Raw genomic sequence first — 12578 nt, 5'->3', positions numbered from 1 at the left:
TAGGGGCGAGCCGGATGGTTTCAGCCTGCGTCGCGCATGGCGCTGGTGATCTTCTCGATGAAGGCATCCGCGGACATGTTCGGGTTGTTCCAGAACTGGGTCACGGCATCCTGCATGGCGCCCGAGAAATTCGGCGGGCTCAGCAGTTCCATAGCCTCCACCTGGTTGGCCGGATCCTTCAGCACGGCACTGGAGCGCTGAGCGCAGACGTCCATGGACGACACGTCCACGTCCAGGCGAGCCGGAATCGAGCCCTTCTTCTTGTTGAACTCGAGCTGGCTGGTGGGATCGAGCAGCACCTCGACGAGCTTGTCCTGCGTGGCAAGAGCAGCTTTGTCCTTGGTGGCCGGGAAGACGAACACGTCGCCGCCGATCACGAGCTTGCCGCCGCCTTCACCCACGAGGGTGCACCCGTATTCCTTGCCGGCTGTCTGGCCTGCCGCGGTGAATTCACCCTTGGCCCAGTCGCCGTTGAAGTGCATGGCGGCCTTGTTGGTGATGACGAGGGCCGTGGCGTCGTTCCAGTTGCGGCCAGGGCTGCCGGGATCGACGAGGCCGCGCAGCTTGCCGAAGACCTCCACGGTTTCCTTGAACTTTGCGTTCTTCACCACCTCCGGTTTGCGGGTGCCGTAGAGCTGGCGGAACATGTCAGCGCCGCCATGGCCCACGACGACGGCCCGGAAGAGGTTGTGCTCCCAGTTCGGTTGGCCTCCAAGGGCGATCGGGATGATACCCTTGGCCTTGAGCTTTTCACCCGACTCGATCAGTTCGGGGAACGTCTTCGGAGGCTGAAGGCCTGCATCGGCAAAGACCTTGGTGTTGTAGAACAGCCAGTTCTGACCGTGAATGTTCACGGGAACGGCGTAGAACTTCCCGTTGCGGACCGTGGCGTCGACAATCGGCTTAGGCATGATCTCGCGCCACTTGCCGGCCTTCGCTTGGGCATCGACGTCGCGCACCAGATCGTTGCTCACCAGTTCGTCGAACTGCTTGCCGGTGTTGAACTGCATCATGGTCGGGGGATTGCCGCCCACCATGCGGTTGATGCCGGCCGTGCGGGCGTTGGCGCCGCCGGCAATGGCGTTGTCGACCCAGGTGCCACCCGCCTTGGTGAACTGTTCGGCGAACACCTTCACGGAGGCGGACTCGCCGGCCGATGTCCACCAATGGATGACCTCGGCCTTCGTCTGCTGCGCGAGCGCCCCCGAACTCCAGATCAGGGCAACAGAAAGGGTATACGCGGAAACGCGTGTCTTCATGCTCATGGCTTCCTCCCAGAAGCGTTTTATCGATTTTTGTAATCGATTACATCTTGTGATATAGGTTGTAGGTGCTTTTGAAATTAGTCAAGACACAAGTTTAAGCAAGTTGTATACCCTGAAAGAGGGTAACGTATCTTGCCTGGGGACCGGAGGTAACCTGCATGAGTCGGAAAAGATGGCGAGCCGTGAAGGAGATACGCATCGCCGACGTGGCTCGACTTGCAGGCGTGTCCACAGCAACGGTCAGTCGTGTCCTGTCGGATCCCGACAAGGTGCGGCAAAAAACTCATGATCTCGTGATGCAAGCGGTCAAGCGCAGCGGCTACATCCCAAACAGCACCGCACAGAAGCTGCGCACGCGGCGCACCATGAATGTGCTGGTGATCGCCCCGCGGCTCACCAATCCGGTCTTTGCCGAGATCCTCCGCGGAGTCGACGACGAACTGACCCAATCGGGCTACGGCATCATCATCGGCAATCTGGACAACCGAAGGGAGCGGGAAGCCCGCTATGTCGATCTGGCCTTGTCGCGCCAGGTGGATGGCGTTCTCCTTCTGACCGGATACGTGCCGGAGAACGGCGCGCGCAGCATGCGCGATACAGGCCTCCCCATCGTCGCCATGTGCGCTGCCATTCACGAGGAAGGCATTCCCAACGTTGTCGTTCAGGACCGTGAGGCTACGCGGCAGGCTGTGCAGTACCTCGCCCGGCTCGGGCATCGCAGGTTCGGCTACATCTCAGGCACGCTCGGCTCCATCATCGAGGTCGAGCGCTTCGCAGGCTTTCAGGAGGGGATCGTCGCAGCCGGTTTCCGCCCGGATGACTTCGTGCGCTGGGAGGGGCCTTTCGTCTTCTCCACCGGCGTGACGGCGGCCGAGTCCTTCCTGCAGATGAAGGATCGGCCCACCGGGATCTTCGCGGCCTGCGACGAGAGTGCGATCGGCTTCATCAAGCGCGTTCGTGCGAATCGCATCCGTGTCCCGCAGGATGTCTCGATCATCGGCTTCGACGGCATCGAGTATGCTGATTATACGGAGCCCACCCTCACCACGTTTCGGCAGCCGCTGCATGAACTTGGTCGCGTCGGGGCCGACGTTCTCCTGAAGCTGATTCACAACAAGATGCAGCCCGAGGACTGGAGCATCCGGTTGCCTGTAACGCTTCTGGAGCGTGAGACGACCGGGCCTGTTCTGCACAAGGACTACAAATCTCTGCGCCGCTCATCTGTCTGAAGAATGCACCCGATCCGACAACGATAGAATTTGAGGAGGAAAGCCATGCAGCCGGTCCGTTGGGGCATTTTGAGCACGGCCAAGATCGGTCGGACGAAAGTCGTTCCCGGCATGATGAAGAACCCGCTCTGCCAGGTGGTCGCCGTCGCCTCGAGAAACGAGGAAGCTGCCCGCGCGATGGCTGCGGAACTCGGGATCGAACGAGCATACGGCTCCTACGAGGCTATGCTCTCCGACCCAGACATCGAGGCCATCTACAATCCGCTGCCCAACCATATGCACGTGCCGATGACCCTGGCAGCCGCCGCCGCCGGCAAGCACGTGCTGTGCGAGAAGCCGATCGCCATCACGGCCGATGAGGCGGAGCAGTTGAAGCAGGTCCCACCGCAGGTGCTGATCGCCGAAGCCTTCATGGTCCGCCACCATCCGCAATGGCAGCGGGCCCGTGAGATCGTTCGAGGTGGAGATATCGGGGAGCTGCGCTCGATCCAGGTCATCTTCTCGTATTTCAACGTCAATCCTGCGGATATCCGCAACAGGGCGGATATCGGCGGGGGAGGGCTTCTCGACATCGGCTGCTATGCGGTTGTGGCCGGGCGATACTTCTTCGACGCCGAGCCGACCCGCACGATCGCCCTCGTCGATCGGGACCCGACCTACGGCGTTGACCGCACCGCGAGCGCTCTTCTGGATTTCGGCAAGGGCCGGCAGCTGACCTTCAGCGTCTCGACCCAATCCGTACCGTTCCAGCGGGTTCAGCTGCTTGGGACCACAGGACGGATCGAGATCGAAATCCCCTTCAACGCTCCTCCGGACCGGCCAACCCGGATCTTCGTCGATGACGGAAGCGCCCATGGCGGGCTTTCGGCGAGAGCCATCGAGTTCCCGGCGGTCGACCAGTATGAGCGGCAGTGCCTTGCATTCAGCCGCGCGATCAGAGGAGAAGGCTCTCTCGTTTATGGTCTGGAGGATGCCCTCATGAACATGCGGATCCTCGACGCTATCCGGCGATCGGAGACATCTGCGGCATGGGAAAGGGTCTAAATCGGATCCTAGCAGGTGATGCCGACTGGCTGGATCGATTGTAGCGCAGATGATTAACAGGAGATCTTAGCTAGAGCATAGGATCTTCAGGTGGACGTATATCCAGCGGCCTTCAGATCAGTAGGCGTGTGTGGAGGGTGCCGACTTGGACACCCTTACACCTCTCGCAGCCGAGCGGGGAAGTCTGCATCAGCCCAGGTGAGGCCGTCGAATACGCGTCGCCTCATGAGGGCCGCTTCCACGCTCGGTGCCTCCCAAGTACTTCAGTCATGGTGTTGATGCAAAGGCGGTTCGAGAAGCCAAGCGAAGCCCCGGCAGGCATGGCAATCGCCTTACAGCGAGTGGCCTGACCGAGGGCTCTTTCTTCTCGACGTGTGAACGCTGCTTATTTAGGTTGGCTTTAGAGCAAGAAATCTCCTTTACTGAGCCCACGGGTATAGGCTTGCAGAAGAACCTCGAAATCTGCCGAAAGGTCGCCGTTAACATTGGCCTGCACGAGCGTGTTGCCACCGTCGTTGGTTTCGAATCGGAGCTGTCCTGCTCCAGTGAAGGCAGAAGATCCAATAAACGTGAAGGCCTGATTGCCAGTGACAAGAACGTTCGCGTCAATGGTGTGCAGGTCGATGACGTCCACGGTTCCGAAATCCCGGATCAGATCCCGAGTGGCTTCGCCGGCAGCACTTTCCGCTGCCGACCTGAACACGAAAGCATCAGCTCCCGCGCCCGCATGGAGGATGTCCTGGCCTGAGCCGCCGACCAGACTGTCTTGTCCGCGCCCACCTGAGAGGCGGTCGTCACTAGACTGACCGTAAAGTCGATCATTGCCTGAGGCACCAGACAGAAAGTCGTTTCCGCCGTTAGCCACAAGCTTGTTGTTTCCACTATTGCCTGTGAGGGTGTTGTCGAGCGTGTTGCCGCTCCCGTTCAAATTGCCTGAACCGCGCAGCACGAGATTCTCGATCCCGCTGAGTTCAGCGCGACTGGCGAGATTGAAGCTCACCGTGCTCTCCACCCGATCGATGCCACCGGACAAACCGGTATCCGCGTCGATCACCCGGTCAAAACTGCTGTCGACCCGGTAGACGTCGTTTCCTTCGCCTCCACTCATGCGATCGTTGCCAAGACCGCCATCCAGCAAGTCGTTGCCGGACCCGCCGGCCAAATTGTCTGCGTCGGATTGGCCGTATAGACGGTCATTCCCCTCGTGGCCCCGGATCGTATCACGACCCACCCCGCCGCGAATGAGGTCGTTCTGCACGCCTCCGAACAGGGCGTCGTTCACCAGCATGGCATCGAGCCTGTTGTAGAGGGGTATCTCATCAGGTTCGACACCCTGCGGCAGGTTCCTGACCAGGCTGATCCCGACCGTGTGAAGCGCGGAGGCAACTGTGGTGTTGCTGTTCACGTCGCCGCCGTTGTCAATCTCGAAGGAGTCGACCCCGTACTGGAGCCCAGCCTTGTCGATGTTCACCGCGTGCTGAACCATGAGGCTCCATACCTGCTCTGGATCCCGTCCGTTCAGATCGAGTTCGGTGTGGCGCCTCTGCGCCGGCGTGGCCGAGCCGCGGGCATCCGCCGATCGGGCCAGCGGGATGTCGGCCTGCGTGACCAGCGTCAGGTCCGAGCCGACGTCGCCTCGGATGACCCGCTCGTCCAGAATATTACCGGCATCGTCGGTGACGGTCTTCACTAAGTACAGGTGCTGAAACGGCGTAGAAAGACCGCGGAATGAGACGGTTTTTGACTCGATTGCTATCGTCGTGGGCAAGGACCTCTCCTCTGGAATACGAGGATTCCACTTTGGGGTACTTGTAACGTTTGAAAAAGATGTATGTTCCCTTTGGCTGCCACGGCGCCCTTGGTTACCTGAAGACTCCACGGCGTCTGCGATCATACCGGTTATACTGACCGGTGCCATGACGAAACACAGGCAGCATGCGCAGTGAGAGCATCAGCCTCTTAATCATGCCGCCGGAGGCCGGGACATGGGCCCGCACGATGGTGCAGGCGAACAGCTGTACCAGGTGAGCAGACCTGCTCACCGCCGCCTGGCCTGAACACGCCCGCCGGGCTCAAGCGGCACAACCGCTTCCAGATTGAGTTCCAGTTGCCGAAATACTCAGGCAGAGCCTGCCAGGTGATGGTGTGGACCGCGAAGAAGTGGAGTGCCTCAAGGAAGCGGCGGTCATTGCGGCCCTTGGCACCTAGTCGGGAGCACGAGGCCGCAAACACCTGTAGCACCCTTGTCCAGTCCTCCTCGGTCATTCCCGTCAGCATGGTCGCGCCTCCTAGAGCCGACCTGCCATGAATTACCGCCTGACCGATTTGAGAGCCCGCTCACCCGTTGCTCAACTCACTCCATCCACACGGCATAGTGCCAGTGACCAAGCTTGCCTCCGATGTGAACGCTTGGGAGGAGGGGCGTTGGGGTGTATAGCCTGTATCTGGAATTCGTCTCAGAGTGAGATATATCTGGGGCGGCGGACCCGGCTACACTGCCGCTTTAAATCCCTGAGAGAATTAGGCGAATCAAGATGGATCTGAACTCAGAAGCCACACCTGCGTCCCTGAAGTTTGGAACGAGTGGATTGCGAGGGCTCGTGGTCGAGCTGAATGGCTCGCCGGCTTTTGCCTACACCCGCGCTTTTGCCGAAATGCTCAAGGAAGATGGTTCGGCGGCAGCATCCCAGAATGTGGTTCTCGTCGGACGGGATCTGCGCGAGAGCAGCCCGAGCATCGGTCAGCTTTGCTGTGCGGCTCTGCACGAATCCGGCCTTGTCCCGCTCGATTGCGGTGCTCTTCCTACCCCAGCACTCGCCTATCACGGCATGCAGTTCGGCATCCCTGCGATCATGGTCACGGGAAGCCACATTCCGGAAGACCGGAATGGATTGAAGTTCTACAGGGCCGAAGGGGAGATCGACAAGAAGGATGAGGCCGCTATCCTGGCTTGGCATGCTAGGCTCGGAATCACGTCTGTTCCCGAGGGCGCCCGGGCCCTCCACGCGCAGATGCCTGACATTGACCTGATTAGCGCCTACAAGGCCCGCTACCAAGATTTCTTCGGAGCAGGGGCGCTTGCAGGCCTCACCGTTGGCGTCTACCAGCATTCATCGGTGGCGCGTGATGTCATCGTCGACATGCTTGAGGCCTTGGGCGCTCGGGTGGTGCCGCTGGGGCGGGCCACGAGCTTCATTCCGGTCGACACTGAGGCCCTGCGCGAGGAGGATGAACTTCTAGCGCGGCAATGGGCGGGTGAGCAGACACTTGATGCCATCGTATCGACGGACGGCGACGCGGATCGTCCTCTGATTTCCGACGCAAGCGGAAGCTATCTCAGGGGAGATCTGGTGGGGGCCATCACGGCCAAGTCGATAGGCGCTGACGTGATCGTCACTCCGGTGACCTCGAACTCTGCCCTGGAAGCCTCCGGCGCCTTCAAGACAGTTGTCCGCACGCGGGTCGGCTCACCTTATGTTATTGAGGGCATGGCTGAAGCCTCCAACTCCGGCGCTCAAGCCGTGGTGGGATTCGAGGCCAATGGCGGCGTTCTGCTTGGATCAGATATCGTGCAGGATGGCCGCCGTCTTGGGGCCCTTCCCACGCGCGACGCCATGCTGCCCATCCTCTGTGCTCTCCGTGAGGTCAGCACCCAAGGCAAGCCGCTTTCCCAGGTTGGGGCTGCCTACTCCTTCAAGGCCGCGGCGAGCAATCGGCTGCAGAACGTTGCTACGGAGAAGAGTGCAGCCTTCGTTTCCAGGTTGCAGCAGGATGAAGCGTTCCGGTCCGAGTTGATGGCATCTCTGGGAGGTGTGGCTGGGATCACGACCCTCGATGGACTGCGGCTGACGGCGAAGAACGGCGAGGTCGTGCACTTCCGCCCTTCCGGCAATGCACCGGAACTACGGGTCTATGTGGAGGCCACGACACAAGAGCGAGCGGCCGATCTGCTGAATTGGGGGCTGACAACCGCACAGCAGCAGGTGAGCTAAGCACACCTCGATAGAGCGCTTCAGACGGGTAGGAGATCGGCCCTTGGAGTGCGAACCTGCCTGACTTTGCCGCTCAAGCCACCGGATTGCTCTTCCATATCTGTACCCACTGCCAGTCTCGAGACGGCCCGAGCCTTAAGCCTTGATGATCCGGGGATCCTTGATGCCGACTCGGGCGCAGACGTTGCGGGTATCAAGCACAAGCCTCGCATGATCCACGACAAGGCGGTAATCCACATCATCATGATCCGTTGCGATTAGGATGGCATCATATTGGCGCAGGGTTTCCGGTGTTAGCGGAACGGAGTGCCGGCCCATCAGGCCGCCGTGCTTGCGGGTTCGTGGCAACTCGGGAATATGAGGGTCGTGGTAATCCGCTCTTGCGCCGCGCGCTTCGATCAGTTCGATGAGCTTTAGAGACGGACTTTCCCGCATATCGTCGATATTTTTCTTATAGGCGGCTCCCAGAACGAGGACCTGCGAACCCGTGAACGGGCGTCCGCTCCCATCAACAGCCTGCACCAGCCGCTCGACGATATAATACGGCATGTGGGTGTTCACCTGACCGGCCAGTTCGATAAAGCGGGTTGTGATATCGTACTCCCGTGCTTTCCATGTCAGGTAAAATGGGTCAATGGGAATGCAGTGGCCTCCGAGACCCGGTCCTGGATAGAACGGCATAAAACCAAAGGGTTTGGTCTTGGCGGCGTCAATGACCTCCCAGATGTCAATGCCCATTGCCGCATAGACGACCTTCAGCTCGTTCACGAGGGCGATATTGACAGCTCTGAAGATGTTTTCAGTTAGCTTGACGGCCTCGGCTGTCGCGGCTGTGGAGACTGGCACGGTCTTGACGACAAGCTGTTCATAGAGTGCATTCGCCAGGGCAAGAGCCACAGGTCCGTCGCCGCCAACGACCTTCGGAATGGCTGAGGTGTTGAACGATGCGTTGCCGGGGTCTTCGCGCTCTGGAGAATAGGCAAGGAAAAAATCCTTTCCGCTCTTCAAGCCGGTGGCCTCGAGGACGGGCTTGATCACCTCATCGGTCGTTCCGGGATAGGTCGTGGATTCGAGCACCACAAGCTGTCCTTCGCGCAACTGTGCTGCGATGGCTTGAGCGGTGTCCCGCACGTACGACAGGTCCGGCTCGCGATGTTGTGTGAGCGGCGTTGGCACACAGATCAAGATGGCATCGGGCTCCTTAAGGCGGCTGAAGTCATCTGTTGCTTTAAGGCGTCCCGTGCCTACTGCCCTAGCAACAAGGCCGGCGGGGATGTGCTTGATGTAGCTCTCGCCCTGGTTCAAACGGTCGACGTATGTGCCGTTGATGTCAAATCCCAGCACCGCAAAGCCAGCCTGAATGGCAGTAAGAGCCAACGGCAGCCCCACGTAGCCGAGGCCGATGATTCCAATGGTAGCATTACGGCTTTGGAAGCGCTCCTGCAGCTCTTCAGCGATGATCGTCGGGCCAACCTGCATTGCTTGATCGGAGGTCATTGTTCTCTCAGCGCATCCCGCTTCCGAAACTGCTAATTACACGAGCCTCGAATATTAGTCCAAATTCGAGGTATGTCGGCTGATCCCAAGGCTGGAGCTGGAAGGAGAACGTGAGCTCTGCGGGTTTATGAGGATGAGGTTAGGGGGGTACAAGGCGGAAAAAGAGGCGTGAAGTGCTCACCGTTGAGCCGATCCTTGGCACATTAAGGAGCGCGGCCCAAGATTGAGATAACGAGGGTTGGCCCGCAAGCATAGGACCCCAGAAGTAGCCTTTTGTAACGCCAAGGCCGAGTTCGGCAGCACAGAGGTCTCCGGCGCCCGGTAGTCCCTGCCTGTTGCTTGGTCTGCGTGCCTCCGGTAGACGCCTCACTGGCCTGGCGATGTATAACCCCGTGGCACCATCCGTCATCTTGCCAATGGGCCAAGTGTTACTTTATAGGCGAGACGGGAAAATGATCTATTAGCAACGTTGCAAGGATCACTGGGCTAAACCAACGCTGCTTCGGAGAAGCCGGGCCGCACTGGAGAATTGAAGTTCTTTCAGGTGTCAGGATCTAGAATGTCAAAAAAACAATCAATAGTTCTGGCCGCTGCCGCAGGGTTGTTTGCGACCTTAACTGCTTTCGTTGGTATACCTATCATTATCTATGCCGCGAACCCTGGGGAGTTCACCTCTCCACTTCTGAACATTATGGGAACTTACTGGGTTGCGGCGGCTGTATTTTTCGCATTGCTTGCAGTTCCACCCATCTTGCTGCCTGGCCGAGGGGCACGCGTATGGTCAGCGCTCGCTGCGGTGGTGGCCATCTATATCTGGGCGCACGGGGTCTTCCAATCCCACAGCTTCGGTGCAATCGACGGGCAAAGTTGGTCCGCGGCGGTGCCAAAGTTGCATATTGCCATTGAGGTCGCGGTCATTCTCGGTGGCATCGTTGTAATCTTCCTTGCCGCCTTGCGCCTTCAGAAGATGCTTGCGATCTTCCTAATGCTGCTTTCAGCCGGGATACTTTTTCAAAGCTGGCCAACACTCAGTGCCAGTAAATGGCTGTCCCTTACAGATGACGTTCAATTGCCGAAGATCGCTGAATTTTCGGACAAGGGAAACGCTCTGGTGGTGCTCATGGACACCATGGTCTCAGATGTCTTTGAAGAGGTCGTCAGTAAAAACCCTGATATCGCAAAAGCGCTGGACGGCTTTATCTTCTATCCTGACACAGTCGGCGCTTCACCGACGACCTTTCTTGCAATGCCGACAATCCATTCAGGGCAGCCCTATCGTGGCGGCCAGCCGACTGCCCAGTTCTTTAATGAAACCGTAAAAAAACATTCGGTGCTGACCAAGGTTGCCGATGCCGGCTATCGGTCAATCCTGGTCAATCCCATTCAGGGTATCTGTCCGGACAAAGTTGAGTGCCTGCTCGCCGATGCTGCGATGCGCAGCAAGAAATCGGTCGCGCGGTCGGAAGGCCTGAGTCTTCTTGATGCGATGCTCTTCCGGTTGGCCCCTCTCGGTCTCAAGAACGCCACATATAATGACGGCGAATGGATCCTTCAAAGTCTGCTAGAAGACCAACGGTTCATTCAACGTGCGATGAAGGATAACTTTTTCCTTCAGGATCTCGCGACGGCGATGACGGTTTCCGCCGGTGCGCCGACCCTGAAGTTCCTCCACCTGATGAACACCCACCCGCCTTATGTTTTTGATCAGACGTGCAATTATGCCGGACGGCAGCAGGATCGTACCCGCGAGAACTTCTCGATCCAGGTCAAGTGCTCGCTCGACAGCTTTGTGAAGCTGCTAGACGCTTTGAAGGCACGTAACCTGTATGACCAGACCGCCATTATCCTGCTGGCAGATCATGGCAACTATGGTCTTGAAAGCACGCGGACAAGCATTACAGGGAGTCGCGCCAAGTTGGTCGGGGCAGCGAACCCGACTTTTGCGATCAAGCCTGTCGGTTCAAAAGGGGCTTTCCGCACAGGCGGCGGCGAAATCTACATCGGAGACTTCGGGGCGACCCTGTGTGATCTCCTAAAAGCATGTTCCACAGAGTTTGGAATATCAGCTCTGAGCGAGCCCTATGGACGCACGCGTCTGTTCAATTATTATCGCTGGAAGAACGAGTTCTGGAGGGCGAGCACGATTGAGGGCCTGACACCATACGAGGTTCGTGGTCCTGTTGGACAGAAGGACAACTGGATCAAGAATGCGCCCATTCAGTTCGGCCAGACGATCAACTTCAGCGACAAGGGCAACTCCGCGCCGTATGTTTGGACAGGACTGTCCCAGCCTGAGCCCTGGGGGACGTGGACAGATGGTACTGTTGCCAGCCTGATCATGAACCCAGACAAACCGTTGCCTGGTCGCCTCACGCTTCAATTGCAAGGCTTTGTGGAACCCGGCCCGGTGCGCGCGACGGTGATGATCAATGAAATGCGAGTCGGGGAAATTGACCTGAACAAATCCAAGCCAATGGGCGAGTTCTCCTTCCGCATTCCGGATGAGGCTCTGGCGGATGGCGCGATCAAGCTGGACCTGATGATTGCAGACCCGAAAAGCCCGAAGGAGCTCGGTCTGTCCAACGATGACAGACAGTTAGGCGTAGGTTTGTTTTCAATGCGACTTGATGCTGCCTCCTCGGGAGACTCGGAATGATCGCTTTGAGATCGTGCGAGGCGGCCGTCACTGAGGGGGGCGTATTACACGCCTCCCGCAACGTTGATGGGAGCACCGCGTCTGCCCAGAAACATTCTGAACACAGCTGCTAGATCCTAGGAGCGCACCCTGTGCTCTCGTGGGGATGGTGGGCGCTGGCCCCTGCGAATCACTCCGGCCGATGAACAGGTGATCCATTTCCACGCCTCGTGCGAGGCTTAAACGGGGGGTTCCAGCGTTGCCGCGACACAAAAGCGCGCCGAGACTCTGCGTCAGAGGCACTTTGAGGTGGCAGGACGGCAGATCCGGGAATTGCGGATGAACTTCAGCCCGGTTGATGGGAGGCCAGTCCGACCTCTGGCGCCAGCGGGTGTCTCTCCGGGATTAATCTTATCGCAATCGGTTGGTTTCTATAGCTAGAGGCGGAGCGGCAGATTTTGGCAGGTAGCCGCTGCCTCATGGGTGGTGGGGCGTTCAAACGGGAGTCGAAGACTGGCCAAGCTGCGTTCTGCGCTATGGCAAAGGGTGCCCCGATAGCCTTGAGAGTATTCCCTGGAACTGTTGCGTGTGAAACACAGTTTCAAGGTAAGTTGAGTAGCCGGGTTCACAAATGATGCTTTCACCGGTAAGAGGGCCATACGAAAACTCTGATTCTCCCCGTTTCATTTCAGTGGTGGGCACAATGGAAAAACGTTCGCTCTTCCTCAGCCTGATGGCTGTCCTCTTTCTGACCACGCCGGCATACGCCTACCTAGACCCGGGCACTGGCAGCCTTTTGCTGCAGGGACTGATTGGCGGCATTGCAGCCGGCGTCACAGTCATTTCCATGTATTACCAAAGGATCAAGGCCTTCTTCGTTGGCCAGACCGCTTCCAAAGAGTCTAACGAAAAGTAA

The 12578-nt window shown here is 58.6% G+C and carries 9 protein-coding genes; 5 read left to right on the top strand and 4 right to left on the bottom strand.

What is annotated here, in order from left to right; genetic code table 11:
- Positions 1-20: 20 nt before the first annotated feature.
- Positions 21-1265, bottom strand: a complete 1245-nt coding sequence (locus tag AC0QTX_RS12475; protein WP_474604152.1) for an ABC transporter substrate-binding protein — start codon at positions 1263-1265, stop codon at positions 21-23.
- A 158-nt stretch (positions 1266-1423) separates the two neighbouring features.
- Between AC0QTX_RS12475 and AC0QTX_RS12470 the strand changes: the two genes are divergently transcribed.
- A complete protein-coding gene (locus AC0QTX_RS12470) occupies positions 1424-2494 on the top strand; it encodes a LacI family DNA-binding transcriptional regulator (RefSeq protein ID WP_474604151.1) in 1071 nt (356 codons plus the stop codon).
- Between the two features lie 45 nt (positions 2495-2539).
- Positions 2540-3538: a Gfo/Idh/MocA family protein gene (locus AC0QTX_RS12465; RefSeq protein ID WP_474604150.1), complete on the top strand. Its 999-nt coding sequence runs from the start codon at positions 2540-2542 to the stop codon at positions 3536-3538.
- 400 nt (positions 3539-3938) lie between these two features.
- Here AC0QTX_RS12465 and AC0QTX_RS12460 read toward each other — a convergent pair whose 3' ends face one another.
- The gene (locus AC0QTX_RS12460) at positions 3939-5432 is read right to left on the bottom strand and encodes a calcium-binding protein (protein ID WP_474604149.1); all 1494 of its coding nucleotides are present in this window, start codon (positions 5430-5432) and stop codon (positions 3939-3941) included.
- A gap of 65 nt (positions 5433-5497) precedes the next feature.
- Entirely contained in the window at positions 5498-5815 is a 318-nt protein-coding gene (locus tag AC0QTX_RS12455; RefSeq protein WP_474604148.1) for a transposase, read from the bottom strand.
- Positions 5816-6072: 257 nt separating this feature from the next.
- On the opposite strand from AC0QTX_RS12455, the gene AC0QTX_RS12450 reads away from it, so the two are divergent.
- The gene (locus tag AC0QTX_RS12450; RefSeq protein WP_474604147.1) at positions 6073-7530 is read left to right on the top strand and encodes a phosphomannomutase; all 1458 of its coding nucleotides are present in this window, start codon (positions 6073-6075) and stop codon (positions 7528-7530) included.
- Positions 7531-7665: 135 nt separating this feature from the next.
- On the opposite strand, the gene AC0QTX_RS12445 is transcribed toward AC0QTX_RS12450, so the two are convergent.
- Positions 7666-9027, bottom strand: a complete 1362-nt coding sequence (locus AC0QTX_RS12445; protein WP_474604146.1) for a nucleotide sugar dehydrogenase — start codon at positions 9025-9027, stop codon at positions 7666-7668.
- 559 nt (positions 9028-9586) lie between these two features.
- Between AC0QTX_RS12445 and AC0QTX_RS12440 the strand changes: the two genes are divergently transcribed.
- The gene (locus tag AC0QTX_RS12440; RefSeq protein ID WP_474604145.1) at positions 9587-11683 is read left to right on the top strand and encodes a sulfatase-like hydrolase/transferase; all 2097 of its coding nucleotides are present in this window, start codon (positions 9587-9589) and stop codon (positions 11681-11683) included.
- Positions 11684-12365: 682 nt separating this feature from the next.
- A complete protein-coding gene (locus tag AC0QTX_RS12435; RefSeq protein WP_474604144.1) occupies positions 12366-12578 on the top strand; it encodes a hypothetical protein in 213 nt (70 codons plus the stop codon).

The organism is Microvirga sp. jy35, from assembly GCF_056148915.1.
The sequence above is the reverse complement of the archived record's forward strand: the minus strand, read 5'-3'. Positions and strand labels throughout refer to the sequence as shown.